This window comes from Streptomyces sp. NBC_01478, from assembly GCF_036227225.1.
GTDB lineage: Bacteria > Actinomycetota > Actinomycetes > Streptomycetales > Streptomycetaceae > Streptomyces.
The window spans coordinates 9,538,861-9,559,314 of the sequence record NZ_CP109444.1; the positions used below are offsets into that span (position 1 = coordinate 9,538,861).

Below are 20,454 nucleotides of genomic sequence, written 5' to 3' on the forward strand. Positions count from 1 at the left end.
CAAGACACGAGCGCCGGGCGACCCCCAGTGCGGGTAGGGGCCGCCCGGCCGGTAGGCCTCGTCGTCAGGTGACGAGACCACGCACGCGGAACTTCGGGCACTCTCCGAGAAACGGCGCTGTCCAACGCCCCTGCTTTTGTCTTCAGGGGCGCGGGGCTGCATCAATGTGCGGCTCCGCCGCGCAGGCGCGACCAGCCACGACGGACTCGCAGCGAACAACGGCGAAACCCACGGAGTGCCCGGCGGGGGCTATTCAAGAAGCTCCGCGTACGACCCCATGGCCAGCGCGATATCCGCCTGGGCCCAGAACCGGTGATACGTGAAGACAGGCGCGGCCCCGCCCGCCAGATAGCTCTGGATCTTCGACCACGCCGGATCGTTCTTGTAGAAGGACCTCAACGAGGCGAACGTGGAAGCGGAGTTGACCGCGTCCCCGTTCGGCATCGTCCCGCTCCACCCACTCGGCACATACACACTGTCGTCGAACCGGTTGTAGTCCGCGCGGGTCTCCGGGACGGCAATCCCCAGGCTGTCCTGGTAGTTGCCCCACATCCCGTCGAGCAGCGCCTTCGCCGTCGTCTTCGCCGCAGCGGAACCGGACTTCGCGGCGTAGTACGTCAGCGTCTTGGCATACGCGGCAGCCACCCCCACGTCATTGGTGTAATCGGCGACGGTGACATGAAGTCCCGTGTTCGCACCGGGACTTGACGCGTTCCACGTATCCGGCTGCCCCGACCACTGCAAGGTCGAGGGGATCAGATACGTGCCGTCCGGATTGATCGTGGTCTTGGACAGCGCCCACGCCACCCACTTGTCGAGGACCGCCTTCGCGCTCGCGTTCCCCGTCTGCTGGTAGTACTCGGCGACCCGCTCCATCGACCACGCCTGGAAGCCGAACCACTGGTTGGACGGCGGGTCGTGGTAGACGGGCTGCTGGTCGTAGTACATGCCGTAGAACGTCGACGTCCCGGCCGGCGGGCTCGCGTACCGCCCCTGCCAACTGTTGGTCGCCCCACCGGCGATGGCACCCTCGCTCGACTGCAGCCAGCGGTAGAACTCCAACTGCCGTGACAGCGAGGTACCCCAGTCCGCCGCGCCCGTCGTGGACTTGGGCTTCAGATCGGCGTACGAGCTCAACGCGTAGGCGGCCAAGGGGTTTTGGTAGCCCCCGTGCACATGGCTGGACCCGATGCGCCACGCCCAGCCCGCGCTGGTGTCGTTCGCGCCGCCCCACGCGTAGTACCAGGACAGCAGATAGTCCGAGGCGTCCTTGCCGGTCCCGGCCGGGCAGGTGGACGGTCCGACGCAGTTGCCGATTTTCTTGAAGTACTTGTCGTACATGGCGTAGCGCAGATAGTCGCCCATCTTGGCCGCCTTGCCGACGGTCGTGGAGACGTCACCGCCCTTGCCCTGCTCCTTGGCCCACACATCGGCCCAGTACGCGGCCTGCACGGCCCGCGCGTCGGCGTCCGGAGCATCGGTGTACTTCCACTGCTTGGCGTACGAGGAGTCACCGGTGAAGAGGTCCAAGTACCCGTTCGTACCGCCGTACTTGAAGGCGTCACAGGTCGGCTGCGGCACCGTCTCCCACACCGACTCCTGTGCTCCGCGCTGGAAGGTGTTGATGTACGACGGCCCGCTCGCCGTCGGCCCCGCCTCGCACCCACCGCCCGGCGTGTCGCCGTAGCCGTAGGTGTTGTCGACATCCTCCAGCCAGTGCATACCGTAGACATCGTCCGTACCGTATGCGGTCTTCAGTTCACCGGCGATCGGATCCGATCCCACCGGCACCGAGGGGTCGAGCTTCGCCGGATACTCGTTCGGGGTGTCCAACTCGGGCGCGTACGTCGCCGGCTTCGAGGCGTTGTAGAACGAGTTGGTCGGCTGGTCGGCGTGGGTGGGGATCATGTACTTCTCCATGAGAGCCCAGGCGCCGTTGAACTTCGACCAGTCGCCCGTCACCTTGCCGTACATCGCCTGCAGCCACAGCAGATAGCTGTACGCCTCCGACGTCGTCTCGTGCCCCTGGTCCGGCGCCTCGACGATCAGGGTCTCCACCGAGTGGTAGGGAACGCCCTGGGGCGAGAAGTAGCCGTTCGCCGGGTTGGTGATCTTCCCGTAGAGATCCAGGAAGCGGGCGTCGTACGTGTTCGCCGCCGCCAGCTCCGTCACCGTGACCGTCGCCTTGGTGAAGCCCGTCGCCGTCGACTCGAACGACGCCGAACCGGTACCGGACGCGTCGGCCGTGAGGGTCACCGTCTGCGCGGTGTTCCAGTTCGACGGCGTGAAGGTGAGCGTTCCGCCGCCGGTGACCGACAACCCCGTGTTGCCGCTCGCGCGAGCGGTCGTCACGGTCACGTTCGCCGACGGCTGCGAGGACAGCGACACCGCGTAGGTGCCCGACTTCCCCTGCTGGATGCCCAGTTGGGTCGGCGAGGCCACCACCGCGGGTCCCGAGGCGACCGTGATGCCGACCGGCGTGGACGCACCGGACGCGCCCAGGCTGTCGTACGCCTTGGCCACCAGCGAATGACTGCCCACGGACAAACCGGAAGCCGAGAGCGAGTACGGCGAGCTCGTGTCCGTGCCGAGCAGCGTGGTGTCGTCGTAGAACTCGACCTTGCTGATCGTCGCGTTGTCGGCCGCCGCAGCGGTCGCCGCGAGCGGGACCGCGGCCCCCTGCGTGTAGATCGCGCCCGCAGCCGGGCTGGTCAGCACAGTGATCGGCGGCTGATGGGCGCCGACGCAGGTGGTGCCGTTGATCGCGAACGAGGCGGGGGCGGTGTTCGTACCGCTGTAGCCGAACTGCGCGCCGGTCGAGACGGCCGCGCCCGCGGCGATCGTCCCGTTGTACGACGCGTTCGTCACCGTGACCGCGCTGCCGGACTGGGACCAGGTGCCGTTCCAGCCGTTGCTGAGCTTCTGGTTGCCCGTGTAGGCGTAGGTCAGGGTCCAGCCGTTGATCGCGTCCGTACCCCGGTTGGTGAGGGTCAGATCCGCGGTGAAGCCGGAGCCCCAGTCGTTCGTCTTGTAGTCCACGCTGCACTGAACTGTCGCCGCCTGAGCGGGAGTTGTACCCGTCGCGAGCATCGAGACGGGAAGCGCGAGGGCCGCCACGACAGCGGTCCACAGTCGCCGCGTCACGCGGCGTCTCCTTCTGGGGTGCATGTGCTGGTTCCTCCTTGCGGCTCGGAGGGGTGGGGGCGGAGCAGCAACAAGCCTTGAACCAGTGGGAGCGCTCCCATCGTGAGGACGGGGGTGAGAGTCGTCAAGGTGCTTACGGAGTCGAAAAGATTTCGACGAACGTGGATTGAGGGAAAGTCAGCGAAAGTCTGTGACTCCCCTGTCCTTTGCCGTCACTTGGCGCTACCTTCCTGGACACCAGTGGGAGCGATTCCGTCAGTCGACGCGTCCGTGCGACGTGCCCGAGCTGCAAGGAGTCGCTCATGCGACACCCCCCGCGTTCAATGCTTTTAGCCGTCGCCGGCGCGACCGCCCTTGTCGGGGCGATGGTCGTTCCGGTGGTCACGGCGTCCGGCGCCACTCCCGCGTGCACGGTGGAGTACTCGGTCACCAGCCAGTGGGACACCGGCTTCCAAGGTGCAGTGCAGATCACCAACAACACGGCACCGGTGAGCAGTTGGAGCCTGAGCTTCGACTTCGCCGGCGGCCAGAAGGTCACTCAGGGCTGGAACGCCAAGTGGTCCCAGTCCGCCACGACGGTCACCGCCGCCAACGAGAGCTGGAACGGCTCGCTCGGCACCGGCGCGAGCGTGAGCGCCGGGTTCCTCGCCAGTTGGTCGGGGAGCAACGCCGTACCGTCCGCGTTCAAGCTCAACGGCACGACCTGCAACGTCGATGCACAGCCGACACCACCCACATCGCCGCCCCCGACCTCACCACCGCCCAGCGGCAGCGCGCCCGCGCTGCACGTCTCCGGCAACAAGCTGGTGGACGCCGGCGGCACCAACCGGCGCCTGCTCGGCGTCAACCGGTCCGGCGGCGAGTTCATGTGCGTGCAGGGCTACGGCATCTGGGACGGCCCGGCGGACGACGCGGCCGTCGCGGCGATCGCCGACTGGAAGGCGAACGTGGTCCGCATTCCGCTCAACGAGGAGTGCTGGCTGGGCCTTTCGAACATCAAGCCCGAGTACGCGGGCGCCAACTACATCGCCGCCGTCAAGGACCTGGTGGCGAAGGTCGAGGCGCACGGCATGACACCGATCGTCGAACTGCACTGGACCTACGGCCAGTACACCGGCAACTCGGCGGGCTGCTCCGACGTGCACGCCACCTGCCAGAAGCCGATGCCGGACGCGCAGTACACCCCGTCGTTCTGGTCCTCGGTCGCCAGCACCTTCAAGGGTGACCAGGCCGTCGCGTTCGACCTGTTCAACGAGCCGTATCCGGACCGCGCCACCTCCACGACCACCCAGGCGTGGCAGTGCTGGCGGGACGGCGGCACCTGCCCCGGCATCGGGTACGAGGTCGCCGGTATGCAGGATCTCGTCGACGCCGTACGGTCGACCGGCGCCACGAACGTGATCATGGCCGGTGGGCTCGCGTACTCGAACGACCTCAGCCAGTGGCTGGCCTACAAGCCCACCGATCCGACCGGCAATCTCGTCGCCGCGTACCACGTGTACAACTTCAACACCTGCGCGACCGAGAGCTGCTGGAACTCCACACTCGCCCCCGTCGCGGCCCAAGTGCCGCTGGTGGCAGGGGAGATCGGCGAGAACACCTGCGCGCACGCCTTCGTCGACCAGGTCATGAAGTGGTTCGACGACCGCGGGCTCTCGTATCTCGGCTGGACCTGGAACACCTGGGACTGTTCCGCCGGTCCGTCCCTGATCTCCGACTACGCCGGAACGCCCACGGCGTACGGCATCGGGCTGCGTGACCATCTGCGTGCCCTCAACGGATAGGCGCCCCCGCACACCGACAGCGCACATCGCACACCGCAGCACCCGCATCCAACTGCCTGAGCAGACAAGGAAACCCGCACTCATGAGCCGTACCAGAACAGCGTTGCTCGCTGCCTTGGTGCTCGTCGCCGGGGCCTCGGGGACGGCGGTCGCCGCCGCCCCCTCGGCTGACGCCGGTATCGCCGCGATCCCCTGCAGCGTCGACTACAAGGTGCAGAACCAGTGGGACACCGGCTTCACCGCCGCCGTCACGGTCACCAACAACTCGGCCGCCAAGTCGAGTTGGGCCGTGAAGTGGTCGTACGCCGGCAATCAGAAGGTCACCAGCGGCTGGAACGCGAAGATCAGCCAGAGCGGGACCGCCGTCACGGCGGCCAACGAGACCTACAACGGGAGCCTGGGGACCGGGAGTTCGGTCAGCTTCGGCTTCAACGGCTCCTACAGCGGCACCAACGCGCTCCCGACCGCCTTCACCCTCGACGGCGTGACCTGCAACGTCGACGACGGCAGCGGTGGGGGAGGCGGTGGCGGCACCGATCCCGGCACCCGGGTCGACAACCCGTACGCGGGCGCCAAGGTGTACGTGAACCCGGAATGGTCGGCGAAGGCCGCCGCCGAGACCGGCGGCAGTCGGATCTCCAGCCAGCCCACCGGCGTCTGGCTCGACCGCATCGCGGCCATCAACGGCGTCAGCGGCGGGATGGGCCTGCGCGCCCACCTCGACGCGGCGCTCGCCCAGAAGAGCACCGGCCAAGAGGTCGTCCAGCTCGTCGTCTACGACCTGCCCGGACGTGACTGCGCGGCCCTCGCCTCCAACGGCGAACTCGGCCCGACCGAAATCGGCCGCTACGAGACCGAGTTCATCGATCCGATCGCCGCGATCCTCGCCGACACCAAGTACGCCTCGCTGCGGATCGTCACCACGATCGAGATCGACTCGCTGCCCAACCTGGTGACCAACACCGGCAGCAAGGCCACCGCGACCCCGCAGTGCGACACGATGCTCGCCAACGGCAACTACGTGAAGGGCGTCGGCTACGCGCTCAACAAGCTCGGCGCGATCCCCAACGTCTACAACTACATCGACGCCGGACACCACGGCTGGCTCGGCTGGGACGACAACTTCGCCCCCTCCGCGAACCTCTTCTACCAGGCCGCGAACGCCGAGGGCGCGACCGTGAACGACGTGGCCGGCTTCATCACCAACACGGCCAACTACAGCGCCCTGAAGGAGAACAACTTCACCATCAACGACAGCGTGAACGGTGTCTCCGTGCGCCAGTCCAAGTGGGTCGACTGGAACCGCTACGTGGACGAGCAGTCGTACGCCCAGGCGTTCCGCAGCCAGTTGGTGTCGGTGGGCTTCAACTCCGGTATCGGCATGCTGATCGACACCTCCAGGAACGGATGGGGCGGTTCCGCCAGGCCGACGGGTCCGGGTGCGACGACCAGCGTGGACACATACGTCGACGGTGGCCGCTACGACCGCCGCATCCAGGTCGGCAACTGGTGCAACCAGTCAGGTGCCGGCCTCGGCGAGCGTCCGCAGGCCGCCCCCGCGACCGGGATCGACGCCTACGTGTGGATGAAGCCGCCGGGTGAGTCCGACGGTTCCAGCACCGCCATCGCCAACGACGAGGGCAAGGGCTTCGACCGGATGTGCGACCCGACGTACACGGGCAACGCGCGCAACGGCAACAACATGTCGGGCGCGCTGGCGAACGCCCCGCTGTCCGGGCACTGGTTCTCGGCGCAGTTCCAGCAGTTGATGGCGAACGCGTACCCGCCCCTGTAGATCGCATACAGAAGGCGTCTGCGGAAATCGCCGACAGTAATCGCATACCGCATCGCACATGGCATACGCCCCAGCCCAGCACAGACCCCCGCGCCCCTTCGGGGCGTGGGGGTCAGCCCTCCCCGGCCAGTCCCCGGCGGATCGCGAACTCCACCGCCGAATAGTCGCCGTCCGACCGCTCCAGCTCATAGGGCACTGCCGGAAGCAGCGGCGGCTGCCCCATGAAGCGGGGGCGGCCGCCGTGGTGGGGCTGGGCCGCGTGGACCAGGAAGGGGTGGCAGAGGTAGACGTCACCGGGCTGACCGGTGGCGTACGCGAGTGGGCGCCCGGCGGACGCCTCGGCGACCTTCGGGCCGAGCGTCAGTGAGGTGGCGCCCTGCTCGCCGTACGGTTCGAGGACGCGGGGCACGTCGAGGTGGGAGCCGACCCGGATCCGCGTCGGCGCGTTCTCCTCGGTGACCTCGGTGTAGAGCATCAGCATCAGCAGCGCCCGGCCGCGTGAGCGCAGGTTCGTGTACGGCCACTCGTTCTCCGCGCCCTCCGCCGCATAGCTGCCCTCGATGTGCCAGCCGGCGTCGTCCGGTTCCGTCGCGTGCGGGAAGCGCAGCGGAAAGCTGCCCACCGAATACCGGGACTGCCAGCGGCCGGCGCCCACCAACAGGTCGAACGCCTCATGCAGGGCAGGGGAGTTGACCGAGGCGGCGAACGGTCCCTGGGGCATGTCGCTCACCCACACCACGGGGTCCTTCCAGGTGCTGGGATCGTCGGGGTCGTAGCCCGTCTCCCGCCACAGCAGCCGAGCGCAGTGCTCGGCGACCCGCGGTGGGAAGGCCCCCTCGATCCTCACGAACCCGTCTTCGAGAAAGCGTTCCACCATCGCGTCGTCCATGCGGGCATGGTCGGCGACGGACGCCCTCCTTCGCACCCCATTTTTTGCCGCTTCGGCAAGGTGAGTGGCCGCCGGACGGTGCGTCGGCGCAGGCTGGCGGCACGCGGACGAGAGGCTGACCACCATGGCGCACGAGCACGACGAGAAGCACGCCCACCACCACGATCACACGGACATCGACTGGGCCGTCATGGGCCCGCTGCTGGAGTCCCAGGCCGAGCTGTTCGCGCCGCTGTACGAGCGGGCGATGGCGTGGCTCGCGAAGGAGCGGACCGATCCGGGCCTGATCGTCGACGTGGGCAGCGGTCCCGGTGTGGTCGCCTGTCTGTTCGCGGAGACGTTCCCGGGTGCCCGGGTCGTCGCGGTGGACTTCTCCGAGCCGCTCCTGGAGCGGGCCCGCACCCGCGCCGACCGGCAGGGCTTCGGTGACCGGTTCGGCACGCTCGCCGGTGAACTGCCGGACGTACTGGGAGAGTTGGAGTACCCGGCCGACCTCCTGTGGGCGAGCCGCAGCCTGCACCACCTCGGTGACCAGCGTGCCGGTCTCGCCGCGTTCGCGGAGCGGCTCGCGCCCGGCGGCACCCTCGCGATCATGGAGGGCGGCCTGCCCGCCCGGTTCCTGCCCCGCGACTTCGGCATCGGCCGCCCGGGCCTCGAGGCGCGGATCGACGCGATCGAGGCGGAGTGGTTCGCGCAGATGCGCGCCGACCTGCCCGGCGCCGTCACCGAGACCGAGGACTGGCCCGCCCTTCTGGCCTCGGCCGGCCTCAAGCACACCGGCAGCCGCAGCTTCCTCCTCGATCTGCCGGCCCCGGCCCCGGACCGTGCCCGCGCGTACGTCGCGGCCTGGCTGACCCGCGTCCGTGACGTCTACGGCGAGGCCCTGGACGCCGACGACCGGGCCACCCTCGACCGGCTCGTCGACCCCGAGGACCCGGCGGGTGTGCACCGGCGCGCCGATGTGTTCGTGCTGGCCGCGCACACCGTGCACACGGCGGTGCGGACGAGCTGAAAGGGCCTGTGATCTCGGCGGCTTGACTTCGAGAGTGCTCAAGATGATGAACTGCACCTCCAATTGTGCGGAGTTCACCGACCCACGGGGGCCCATCATCATGAACGACAACTCTCACGTCGCGCTCATAACCGGCGGCGCCAGCGGGATCGGCGCCGCCGTCGCACGGCAACTCCTCGGCGCCGGGGGCCGGGTGGCCGTCACCGGCCGCAGCGAGCAGCGGCTGTACGCCTTCTCCGCCCAACTGGGCCACCCCGAGGGCCTGTTGACGATCCCAGGGAGTGCCGCCGAGTACGTCGAGGTGCAGGCCGCCGTCGAGACGACGCTCAAACGGTTCGGGCGGCTCGACGCGGTCGTCGCCAACGCCGGGGTCGCCACCCACGACGCGGTGGCCGACGGCGACCCGGAGGGGTGGACCGAGATGGTGCTGACCAACGTCCTCGGTCCGGCCCTGCTCATCCGGGCGTCCGTCGACGCGCTGAAGCAGACGCACGGCCGGATCGTGCTGATCGGCAGCGTCGCCGGGTTCGTGCACACGCCGGGGAACATCTACGGCGCCACCAAGTGGGCGATGACCGGTCTCGCCGAGAACACCCGGCGCCAGGTCACGGAGTTCGGCATCGGGGTGACCCTGGTCGCCCCGGGCCGGGTGGAGACCCCGTTCTGGGACGGCAACGGCAGCCTGCCGCCCGGCCATCTCCTCACCGCCGACCAGATCGCCGACACGATCCTGTGGTCGATCCGGCAGCCCGCCGGCGTCGACATCAACACCGTCGTCGTACGACCGATCGGGCAGCCCAACTGACGTGGTCGACGCAACTCGGCCAGGGGAAAGGCCCGTTGTCGCGACAACGGGCCGACCCCGCACCTTCCGGGCTCAGTTGTTCTGCAGGAACTGCTTCGCCAGTTGGTCGCCCAGCGAGACCGCCGCGCTGTGGCTCTCGATGGGGGAGACCGTCGAGTTCTTGAACAGGATGTACGTCACGCCGGAGTCGGCGCCGCCGGTCGCCGGGTCGGGGTCGATGCCGAGAGCACTGGCGGTGGCGTACGAGGCCTCGCCGATGATGTTGGTGGGGCCGGTGTCGCCGACGACCGCGTACTCGACCTTGTTGTTGTAGATCACGGCGACCACGCCGCCGCCCTTGATGCCGTAGCTGGAGTACTTCCAGATGCTGCTGGAGCTGGGCACCACGATGTACGGCAGTGAATCCGCCTTCAGGGGCTGGCCGTTGGACTGGTGGAACGCGGTGTCGTCCTGGTACCAGGGGTCGGTGTTCTCGCTGCACTTCGAGGTGCGCTGGCCGTCGCAGTCGATGTCCATGTCGGCCTTCCAGAACACGGCGCCGTTCTTGCCGCAGACCGGGATCGTGGCCGAAGTCTCGTCGTCGGTACGGTACTTGCCGTTCGATATCTGCGAGCAGGACGTCACCTTGGAGAGCAGGTCGGCCGCGCTGACCGTGCCCTCCTGAGCCGACTTGGGGGTGGCGCCGGAGGCGCTCGCGGGGAGCACTCCGGCGGCGAGGAGGGCGGCGCCTGAGGCCGCGGCGAGGGTCAGTGTTCGCATGCGCACTGTGGGGGACCCTTCTGTTAGGAAAGTTTCCTTACCGGGTGCGCAACAAGGTGCCCCGTCCGCATGCTCGCGTCAAGACCCTGGTACGAACCAAGTGGTCCGCGGGCGCGGGAAAACGGCGCGCCCCGGAGCCACAAGGCTCCGGGGCGCTCGCACTACCTGGGGTTCAGGCCAAGTGCCTTGGATTCAGGCCGCGTTGAACGTCGACGGGTCGGGACCCAGTCGCCGGTCCTCGTTCAGCGCGCTGATCGCCGCGAGGTCCTCGGTGTCCAGGCTGAAGTCGAAGACCTCGATGTTCTCCTTGATCCGCGACGGCGTCACGGACTTGGGGATCACCACGTTGCCGAGCTGGATGTGCCAGCGCAGCACCACCTGGGCCGGGGTGCGGCCGTGCTTCTGGGCGATGGCGACGATCGCCGGGACCTCCAGGAGGCCCTTGCCCGAGCCGAGCGGCGACCAGGCCTCGGTCGCGATGCCCTGCTCCGCCTGGTATTCGCGCCCCGCCCGCTGCTGGAGCTGCGGGTGCAGCTCGATCTGGTCGACCGCCGGGATGACCGAGGTCTCCGCGATCAGCCGGGCCAGGTGGTCGGGCTCGAAGTTGGAGACGCCGATGGCGCGCACACGGCCGTCCGCGTACAGCTTCTCGAACGCCTTGTAGCTGTCGACGTACTTGTCCCGCTCCGGGGTGGGCCAGTGGATCAGATACAGATCCAGGTACTCCAGGCCGAGCTTCTCCAGCGACACGTCGAACGCGCGCAGGGTTGCGTCGTATCCCTGGTCGGCGTTCCAGAGCTTGGTGGTGACGAAGAGGTCCTCGCGCGGGACGCCGGACGCTGCGATGGCCTTTCCGGTGCCCTCTTCGTTGCCGTAGATCGCAGCGGTGTCGATGCTGCGGTACCCGGCCTCGAGCGCGGTGGCCACCGCCCGCTCCGCCTCGTCGTCCGGCACCTGCCAGACGCCGAAACCGAGCTGGGGCATCTCGACACCGTTGTTGAGGATGATCGGGGGGACCTTGCTGCTCACGAGCTCTCGACCCTTCAGTCGTCGGGTGTTACTCACATCGTCAACGATCACGGGCCGCGCCGCATTCCTGACCGCGAGATCCGGCCGGACCGACCGGGGGATCGGTGCCGTCGGCCGAGGATTGGCGTGAAATGCATCCGACCTTTTTCGGTCCGGACCATTGACCGCGGACCGTCATGCCGCAACGCTGAACCACGCCGTCGGACGTGTCCGTGAACGCGACGCACCCATGTGAACATCTGCACCTGTCTGTGCTCTGAGATCCCCCACCCCTCAGGAGACCAGGTATGCGCACACGAGCGGAATACTGCCCGGAATCCCGTGGGCGGCACATCGTATGCACGAAACATCGGATGAAAAGGTGTGGTGAAGGCCTCGTCGACCACGGGCCCGCACGGCGAACGGACCGGTGAGGGCACGTGGGTGTTTCTCCACCTCGACCGACTGATTGGTCGGTCAATAGAGGACCGTTCGGCGCGGCGATCCCGTGCGCCGGTCCCGAGCCTGCCGAACCCGTCCGGCCCGCCCGAACCAACCGCACCCGAAAGGGAGGAACATGAGACACCGGCGTCTGCGAACGGCCCTGACCGCGGTAGCCCTCGCCACCGCCACCCTGACCGCGGCGGCCCCGCCGCACGAAACGCCCGCAGCGACGACGAGCCGTCCGGCCGCCGCGCCCGACTGGTCCGTGGCCGTGGTCGACTCCACGACGGCCCGCTACACACCGAGCACCATCGGCGGCTGGTCGTACCCGGTCGGCCTCTACCTCTACGGCCAGTACCTCACGTACAGGCGCACCCACGACGCCCGCTACCTGACCTACATCAAGAGCTACGTCGACCGTTTCGTGAAGAGCGACGGCTCGATCGCCCAGTCCTTCGACAACCTCGACAGCATGCAGGCCGGCCGCCTGCTGGTGATCCTGCACCACGAGACCGGCCAGGACCGCTACCGCAAGGCGGCCAAGAAGATCCGCGACCGCCTCGACACCTACCCGCGCACGAGCGACGGCGGCTTCTGGCACGCCGACAGCAGCAGCCGCGCCCATCAACTCTGGGCGGACGGCGTCTACATGGTGAACCCGTTCCTCGTCGAGTACGGCAAGGAGTTCGGCGACAGCGCGTACACGAACGACGAGGCGTCGAAGCAGTTGTCCGTCTACGGCGGTCATCTCCAGGTCGAGAACGGCCTGTTGAGGCACGCCTACGACGAATCGCGCACCGCGAGCTGGGCCGATCCGGGGACCGGACTGGCGCCGGAACACTGGTGCAGGGCGGTCGGCTGGTACGCGATGGCCATCACGAACGTCCTCGACGCACTCCCCGCCGATCATCCGCGCCGGCCCCAACTCCTCGGCATCCTGCGCCGGTTGGCGACCGGACTGGAGAAGTACCAGGACCCGGCGACCGGCCGCTGGTTCCAGGTCGTGGACAAGGGCACCCGCAGCGACAACTGGACCGAGACGTCCTGCTCCAGCATGTTCACCTACGCCCTCTCACGCGGCGCCCAACAGGGCTACCTGGACCGGCACTTCGCCGACGTCGCCCGGCGCGGCTACGAGGGCGTCCTCGCGAAGCTCTCGGTCGGCACCGACGGCCGCACCGACCTCGCCGACATCTCCATCGGCACGAACGTCGGCGACTACGCGTACTACGCCGCCCGCACCCGGGCCGTGAACGACTTCCACGGCCTGGGCGCCTTCCTGATCATGAACGAACAACTGCGAGGTGATTAGTGTCATGAGCACGTCCAGAAGGGCGGTTCTCGGAGCCGCTCTCGGCGGAGCCGCCGGCGCGGCGGTCGGCCTGTCCGCCGCCACTCCCGCGTATGCCGCCTCCTGGCAGCAGAAGTGGGCGCCGACCGCGACCGGCGACGGCCTCGGCGCCTTCGAGACCGTCGAGGACGACCGCGCCGACTCGCACCCGGCCGGGCACCCGCACATCTACGCCGCCGGGGACAACTGGCGCTTCACCATGCACACGGTCGACCGCGACACGTCGACCGACCGGCAGCGCCAGGAGGTCACCGGTCTGCGCACCGGCAGCAGCAGCTACCTCAAGTGGACCGAGGGGCAGACGTGGCGGATCACCTACTCGATGTACATCCCCAGCTCCCTGAAGGCGACCACGACCTTCACGCACATCATGCAGATGAAGCAGCCGGGCAACGGCACCTCGCCGATCGTCGTGCAGTCCCTGCGACGCGTGAACGGCGTGCAGACCATCGAGTTGAACCTGCCGATCGCCGGTGTCCTGGTCGGCCGTACCGACCTCGATCCGCTGCACGACCGGTGGACCGACGTCGACTTCCAGATCAAGGTCGGTGACGGCACGGCCGGTTCGGTCCGCTGGATCCTCAAGTCCGGCTCCACGACCGTGATCGACAAGTCGAGGAGCGGTGTCGACACCTTCCTCGCCGACCGTGTCCGTCCCAAGTGGGGCATCTACCGCTCCCTCGGCGACACCTCCGGGTCCTTGCAGGACACCCATCTCCTGCTCACCGATCTCCGCGGCTACCAACTCGTGTGAGGAGACCGATCCATGAAACCCCCCATGTACAGACGCAGTTGGGTCGCGAGCGTGTTCTTCGCGTTCGCCGTCGTCCTCGGCCTCGCCCACCCCTCGGCCCTCGCGGCCGCGAGCCCCACTCCGGCCGCCCCTCCCGCACCGCACGCCGCCGTCTACGACGTACGCGACTACGGCGCCAAGGGCGACGGCTCCGCCAACGACACCCCGGCCGTCAACAAGGCCGTCACGGCGGCCAATTCGGCCGGCGGCGGCACGGTCCGCTTCCCCGCCGGCACGTACAGGTCCAAGAACACCATCCACATGAAGAGCAATGTGACGCTCCAGGTGGACACGGGCGCCACGATCCAGGGCTCGTCGGCGGACACGTACGACGCGGCCGAGTCCAACCCGTACGACCAGTACCAGGACTACGGGCACAGCCACTTCCACGACGCGATGATCTACGGCGACCGGCTCACGAACATCGGATTCGTCGGCGGGGGAGTCATCGACGGGCTCGGCAACCTGATCACCGGCAACCCCAAGTCGGGCGAGGCCGACAAGATCCTCTCGCTGACACGCTGCGACGGACTCCGCATCGGTGACGGACTCACCCTGCGCCGGGGCGGCCACTTCGCCGCGCTCGTCAACGGCTGCAAGAACGTCACCTCGGACCACCTGACCATCGACACCGCGAGCGACCGCGACGGCTGGAACATCATCTCCACGACGGACGTCACCGTCACCAACGCCGGCATCAAGGCGAACGACGACGCCCTCGTCTTCAAGAGCGACTACGCACTCGGTGCCAAACTCCCCAACGGCCATGTGCGCGTGAGCGATTCGTATCTGTCGGCCAAGTGCTGCAACGCCCTCATGTTCGGCTCCGAGACCTGCGGCGACTTCTCGGACTACCAGTTCGAGAAGATCCGGATCGAGGGCGCCGACAAGTCCGGCCTCGGCATGGTCTCCATGGACGGCGCGAAGATCTCCGACGTCCACTACCGCGACATCTCCATGACCGGCGTCCACTCACCGATCATGGAGAAGATCGGCACCCGAAAGCGCTGCGGCGACAGTCCTGGCGTCGGTTCGATCAGCGACGTCACCTACGACAACATCACGGCCACCGGCAACAGCCCCTCCTTCAGCCCGACTCTGTGGGGCGAGACCGGCCACCGCATCAGCGGGATCACGTTCACGAACGTCGACATCACCGTCCCCGGCGGCAACGGCACCATGTCCGCCGGCGTGCCGAGCAACGACCCCAAGGACTACAACCCGAAGGCCATCGGCACCCGGCCCGCCTACGGCTGGTATCTGCACAACGCCGACCACGTCCAATTCACCGACAGCTCGGTGAAGTTCGCGGCGAACGACGGCCGGCCCGCGGTCGTCGCCAACGCGGCGAGCGGCATCCGGTTCACCGGCTTCACCGCGCAGCGCGGCACCGACTCGCCCTACGACCTGGGCTTCCAGGACGTGAACGGCTACTGCGTGAGCGGCGCCGGTTCGCCACGCGTGTCGAGCACCGGCTCCACCGAGAACTGCGCGCCCACGAGCACACGCACTCCCGGTGCCGCGGCCACCCGCCTGCTCGACCTGGAGAACCCCCGCCAGGACTTTCTCCGAGGCTCCGTCGGCGGCCTCTTCCTGCACTGGGGCCTGCGCACCGCGCCCGCGCACACCAGTTGCACCGCGTGGGAGAGCGACGTCACAGGCGGCGGCTGGACCCCCGGCTACTGGGTGAACGAGGCGCAGAAACTGCATACGCAATACCTCGTACTGGCTACCTTCCACAGCCGCCTCGGCTACGCCCGCCCCTGGCCCTCGAAGATCCCCGGTTCCTGCTCCGCCAAGCGGGACTTCCTCGGCGAGCTGATCACCGCGGCGAAGGCCAAGGGCATGAAGGTCGTCCTCTACATGACCGATGACCCCCAGTGGCACGACGACGGCGGCCACGAGTGGCTCGACTCGGCCGCCTACTCCACCTACAAGGGCCAGAACGTCGACCTGACCACCCGCGACGGCTTCGGGCAGTTCAGCTACGACAACTTCTTCGAGGTCATGGACCGCTATCCCGACCTCGGCGGCTTCTGGATCGACAACGACAACGCGTACTGGGAGAGCCACGACCTGTACCGGCAGATCTACCAGAAGCGCCCGAACTACACGCTCAGCAACAACAACGAAGACACGCCCATCATGGACATGATCAGCAACGAGCAGAAGACGGGAATGTCGCCCGCATACGATTACCCGCAGGCTGTATACACCGCACAACCTCGCCTGACGGAGGCCGACTTCAAGCTCCCGTCGACCGGCGCCTGGTGGTACGACGGCTCCGACCCGGCCGTGGACCGGGCTCTCACCCTCGGCCGCCTCGTCACCAACGCGGGTTCCTCGGTGAAGGCGCTGATGGCGGAGACCGCCCAGGTCAACGGCAAGTTCCCGGCCAACCAGGCCGCCTTCAACACCTTCGTGAACTCCTACCTGGACCCCATCTGGGAATCCCTGCACGGCACCGAGGGCGGCGGCTACATGTACGGCGGCCTCAAGCCCGGCTTCTGGAACGACGGCGCCCACGGCGTCACCACGATCAGCCGGACCGACCCCAACCTCCAGTACGTCCACGTCCTGACCCCGCCCAGTACCAGCACCCTGCGCATCCGCGACAACGGCTACCGCATCGCCTCCGTCACCAACCTCCGTACCGGGGCGGCGATGTCGTGGTCCCAGTCCGGCGGAGTGCTCACGCTCAGCGGGCTCGGCGGCTGGGACCCGTACGACACCGTCTTCAAGGTCACCACCGCCGGCCGTCAGGGCATCCTGTCCGGCGTCACCGTGAGCGCGAGCGCCTCGGCGAGCGGGCACGCGGGTTCGGCCGCCGGGGACGGGAGTTACCTCACCTACTGGGACAACAACAAGACCCTGCCCGTCAACCTCACCTTCGACCTGGGCAGTTCGAAGAAGGTGCAGTACATCGGGCTCAACCAGCGCGAGGACTCCGTCGCCTACGCCCGCTCCGACACCGAGCAGTCGGCGCGGATCAAGGCGTACAAGGTGTTCCTGAGCAGCGACGGCACGAACTGGGGGAGCGCGGTCAAGACCGGTGAGCTCCCAAGTCGCCGCGGCATCCAGGGCATTGACCTCACCGCCGCAGGCGCCCGCTACGTCCGTCTCGAAGTCGACTCCACCTGGGCCGCCGCCACCGACACCACCCGCTACAAGCGGCTGCGGATCGACGAGGCCTGGATCGGCACGTCCTACGCGACCCCCGGGGGATCGTCATGACACACATCGGACCCAGACCGTTCGTGGCAGCGCTCGCCGGGCTGCTGGCCGCCTCCGCGCTTCCCCTCCTGAGCGGCCCGACCTCGGCCGTAGCCTCCGACAACGGCCAGTCCACCCGGCCGGCCATGGGCTGGAGCAGTTGGAGCTACGTCCGCCGCACCCCCACCGAGGCCAAGATCAAGGCCCAGGCCGACGCCCTCGTGTCGAGCGGCCTCAAGGACCACGGCTTCGTGTACGTCAACCTCGACGACTTCTGGCAGAAGTGCGACGCAGGCGGCTTCACCGTCGACTCCTACGGCCGTTGGACCGTCGACACGGCCAAGTTCCCTTCCGGAATCAAGGCGTTGGCCGACTACATCCACTCCAAGGGACTGAAGTTCGGCTTCTACGTCACCCCGGGCATCGCCAAGAACGCGGTCACCGCGAACACCCCGATCGAGGGCACGTCGTACCACGCGAAGGACATCGCGGACACGACCAGGACCGAGAAGAACTACAACTGCAAGAACATGTACTACATCGACTACGGGAAGCCGGGCGCGCAGGAGTTCGTCGACTCGTGGGCGAAACAGTTCGCTTCCTGGGGAGTCGACTACCTGAAGATCGACGGCGTGGGCAGCGCCGACATCCCCGACGTCCAGGCCTGGGACAAGGCACTGCGCGCGAGCGGACGGACCGTCAACTTCGCACTCTCCAACAACCTTCCGATCGCCGACGCCGCCACCTGGCGTTCGCTGGCGAACAGTTGGCGCACCCAGGGCGACGTCGAGTGCTACTGCGGACCCGGTGCCAACGGCAGCGGCTATCCGCTCACCGACTGGTCGCACGTCTCCGCGCGCTTCAACACCGCCGCGTCCTGGCAGCCTTACGCCGGTCCGGGCGGCTGGAACGACCTGGACTCGCTGGAGGTCGGCAACGGCGACCAGGTGGGCCTGACGGCCGACCAGCGGCGCTCGCACTTCACCCTCTGGGCGATGGCGGGCTCGCCCCTGCTGCTCGGGACCGACGTCACTCAACTCGACCCCGTCGACAAGGCGATGCTCACCAACGACCGTCTCATCGGCGTCGATCAGGACGGCGTCGCCGCGAAGCGCGTGGTGAACAGCGGCGTGAAGCAGGTCTGGAGCAAGCGCGAGAGCAACGGCGCCCATGTCGTGGCGCTGTTCAACACCGGTACGTCCGGCAGTGCGACGGTCTCCGTGAACTGGTCGCAGGTCGGCTTCACCGGTTCCGGTGACGTCACCGACCTCTGGTCCGGCTCCCACAAGGGCACGATCGCGGACTCGTACAGCGCGACGCTACGGCCGGGGGAGACCCGCCTGATCCGTGTGAACCCGGTCGACAGCACCCTGAGGGGGCACTGATGAAACGCGACAGAACACCGGCGCGGGGCACCCGGGGCCTCTCCCCGGCTCTCTCCCTCGCTCTCACCCTGGCCCTCGCCGTGCCGCTCGCCGGTCTCACCGGCTCCGCCGCGCACGCGGCGAGCACCGACTACCAGGCCGAGGACGCCACCGTCGTCCAGGGCGCCGTGGCCACCAACCACACCGGTTACACGGGCACCGGCTTCGTCGACTACACCAACGTCACCGGTTCGTATGTGGAGTTCACGGTGAACGCCACCGCCGCCGGTACCGCGTCGGTCGCCCTTCGCTACGCCAACGGCACCACCGTCGACCGCCCGTTGGACATCTCCGTCAACGGTACGGTCGTCGCGTCCGGCGTCTCCTTCCCGGCCACCGCCGACTGGAACACCTGGGCGACGAAGACCGTCAACGTCCCGCTGACCGCCGGCACCGACAAGATCCGGGCCACCGCGACCACCGCGAACGGCGGCCCCAACCTCGACCGCATCGGTGTCGGCACCGCGACCGACGCAGAGGCCCCGACCCGCCCCGGCCGGCCGAGTTGCTCGGACATCGGCGAGGACGGCCTGACGCTGACCTGGGGCGCCTCGACCGACAACGTGGGTGTCACGGCGTACGACCTCTACGAGCACGGCAACAAGATCGGTGAGGCGCCCGGGAGTTCGACCGGCAAGACGCTCACCGGACTCGCCCCGAACACCACCTACGACCTCACCGTCGTCGCCCGGGACGCGGCCGGCAACACCTCACCGGCCAGCCCGGTCGTCGACTGCACGACGAAACCCAGCTCGGACACCACCCCGCCGACCAAGCCCGGTACTTTGTCGACCGCCGACACCACATCGAATACGGTCGACCTCACCTGGGGCCCGTCCACCGACGACCGATCGGTTGTCGCATACGACATCCGGAGCGGGGACACCGTCTACAAGACGGTCACCACCGGCACCTCGACCACCCTCACCGGCCTTGCCTGCGACAGCCCGTACACACTGAACGTCGTCGCCCGCGACGCGGCCGGCAATCTCTCCGAGCCGAGCAACACCGTCACCTTCACCACGAAGGCCTGCGCGACCGACGGCGGTGTCCCCTCGTCGATCACCACGCTCTCCACCGGCTGGACCATCCCGTGGGGCACCTACTGGATGCCCGACGGCCAGAGTGCCCTCGTCACCGAGCGGGACGACTTCCGAGTCTGGAAGATGGCCAAGGACGGCACCAGGACCCAGGTCGGGACCGTGCCCGACGCGGTCACCACCAACGGCGAGGGCGGCCTCCTCGGCGTCGCCGTCGACCCGAAGTGGGCCACCAACCACTACGTCTACTTCATGCACACCGCCTCCGAGGGCAACCGCGTCGTCCGCATGACGTACAACGGCACCACCCTCACCGGCTACACGGTCCTCCTCCAGGGCATCAAGAAGAACCGCTACCACAACGGCGGACGGCTCGCCTTCGGCCCCGACGGCTACCTCTACGTCTCCACCGGCGAGGCCCAGACACCCGACCTCGCCCAGGACAAGACCTCCCTCAACGGCAAGATCCTGCGCATGACGACGGACGGCAAGCCGGCCCCCGGCAACCCGTTCGGCAACTACGTCTACTCGTACGGCCATCGCAACCCGCAGGGACTCGCCTTCGACCGCAACGGCCGCCTGTGGGAAGCCGAGTTCGGCAACAGCTCCAAGGACGAACTCAACCTCGTCAAGCCGGGCGCGAACTACGGCTGGCCCACCTGCGAAGGGACGTGCAGCGTCGCCGGCATGACCAACCCGAAGGCCACCTGGAACGTCAACGAGGCCTCGCCCAGCGGGATCGCGATCGTCCGCAACGTCGTCTACATGGCGTCCCTGCGTGGCGAACGACTGTGGCGCATCCCGATCAGCGGCGACACCGAGAGCGTCGGCACCCCGACCGCCTACTACGTCGGGACGTACGGACGCCTGCGCACGGTCACCAAGGTCCCCGGCGCCGACCAGCTCTGGCTGTCGACCACGAACTGCGACAACAACGGAAACCAGCCGGACGGCTCCGACGAGATCTTCCGTGTGAACATCGGCTAGGGGAGG

General features: G+C 68.1%; 13 protein-coding genes. 9 read left to right on the top strand and 4 right to left on the bottom strand.

The window, feature by feature from the left end:
* Nucleotides 1–249: 249 nt before the first annotated feature.
* On the bottom strand, nucleotides 250–3,168 hold the full coding sequence (locus tag OG223_RS42710; RefSeq protein ID WP_329261119.1) for a glycoside hydrolase family 48 protein: 2,919 nt from the start codon (nucleotides 3,166–3,168) through the stop codon (nucleotides 250–252).
* Between the two features lie 278 nt (nucleotides 3,169–3,446).
* On the opposite strand from OG223_RS42710, the gene OG223_RS42715 reads away from it, so the two are divergent.
* Together OG223_RS42715 and OG223_RS42720 are read left to right on the top strand one after the other, a co-directional pair.
* A complete protein-coding gene (locus tag OG223_RS42715) occupies nucleotides 3,447–4,928 on the top strand; it encodes a cellulase family glycosylhydrolase (protein ID WP_329261123.1) in 1,482 nt (493 codons plus the stop codon).
* A gap of 82 nt (nucleotides 4,929–5,010) precedes the next feature.
* Nucleotides 5,011–6,723 (top strand): glycoside hydrolase family 6 protein, encoded by a 1,713-nt coding sequence (locus OG223_RS42720; RefSeq protein ID WP_329261125.1) that lies wholly within the window; start codon nucleotides 5,011–5,013, stop codon nucleotides 6,721–6,723.
* 112 nt (nucleotides 6,724–6,835) lie between these two features.
* On the opposite strand, the gene OG223_RS42725 is transcribed toward OG223_RS42720, so the two are convergent.
* Entirely contained in the window at nucleotides 6,836–7,612 is a 777-nt protein-coding gene (locus OG223_RS42725) for a phytanoyl-CoA dioxygenase family protein (protein ID WP_329261128.1), read from the bottom strand.
* A 124-nt stretch (nucleotides 7,613–7,736) separates the two neighbouring features.
* On the opposite strand from OG223_RS42725, the gene OG223_RS42730 reads away from it, so the two are divergent.
* A complete protein-coding gene (locus tag OG223_RS42730) occupies nucleotides 7,737–8,624 on the top strand; it encodes a class I SAM-dependent methyltransferase (RefSeq protein WP_329261131.1) in 888 nt (295 codons plus the stop codon).
* 100 nt (nucleotides 8,625–8,724) lie between these two features.
* Entirely contained in the window at nucleotides 8,725–9,429 is a 705-nt protein-coding gene (locus OG223_RS42735; protein ID WP_329261134.1) for an SDR family oxidoreductase, read from the top strand.
* Nucleotides 9,430–9,501: 72 nt separating this feature from the next.
* On the opposite strand, the gene OG223_RS42740 is transcribed toward OG223_RS42735, so the two are convergent.
* Nucleotides 9,502–10,194 (bottom strand): glycoside hydrolase family 75 protein, encoded by a 693-nt coding sequence (locus tag OG223_RS42740; RefSeq protein ID WP_329261137.1) that lies wholly within the window; start codon nucleotides 10,192–10,194, stop codon nucleotides 9,502–9,504.
* A 186-nt stretch (nucleotides 10,195–10,380) separates the two neighbouring features.
* Complete coding sequence (locus OG223_RS42745; RefSeq protein ID WP_329261140.1) at nucleotides 10,381–11,217, bottom strand: aldo/keto reductase; 837 nt, start codon at nucleotides 11,215–11,217, stop codon at nucleotides 10,381–10,383.
* Nucleotides 11,218–11,773: 556 nt separating this feature from the next.
* Here OG223_RS42745 and OG223_RS42750 point away from each other — a divergent pair.
* The 5 genes from OG223_RS42750 to OG223_RS42770 are packed head-to-tail and all read left to right on the top strand — an operon-like array spanning nucleotide 11,774 to nucleotide 20,448.
* Nucleotides 11,774–12,952, top strand: coding sequence for a glycoside hydrolase family 88/105 protein (locus OG223_RS42750; RefSeq protein WP_329261143.1), 1,179 nt, complete (start codon nucleotides 11,774–11,776; stop codon nucleotides 12,950–12,952).
* A 4-nt stretch (nucleotides 12,953–12,956) separates the two neighbouring features.
* Nucleotides 12,957–13,745: a Tat pathway signal sequence domain protein gene (locus tag OG223_RS42755; protein ID WP_329261146.1), complete on the top strand. Its 789-nt coding sequence runs from the start codon at nucleotides 12,957–12,959 to the stop codon at nucleotides 13,743–13,745.
* Nucleotides 13,746–13,757: 12 nt separating this feature from the next.
* Nucleotides 13,758–17,018, top strand: a complete 3,261-nt coding sequence (locus OG223_RS42760; RefSeq protein ID WP_329261148.1) for a glycosyl hydrolase family 28 protein — start codon at nucleotides 13,758–13,760, stop codon at nucleotides 17,016–17,018.
* The gene (locus OG223_RS42765; protein WP_329261150.1) at nucleotides 17,015–18,382 is read left to right on the top strand and encodes a glycoside hydrolase family 27 protein; all 1,368 of its coding nucleotides are present in this window, start codon (nucleotides 17,015–17,017) and stop codon (nucleotides 18,380–18,382) included. The genes OG223_RS42760 and OG223_RS42765 overlap by 4 nt, the downstream gene beginning before the upstream one ends.
* Entirely contained in the window at nucleotides 18,382–20,448 is a 2,067-nt protein-coding gene (locus OG223_RS42770; protein WP_329261152.1) for a PQQ-dependent sugar dehydrogenase, read from the top strand. The genes OG223_RS42765 and OG223_RS42770 overlap by 1 nt, the downstream gene beginning before the upstream one ends.
* Nucleotides 20,449–20,454 lie beyond the last annotated feature (6 nt).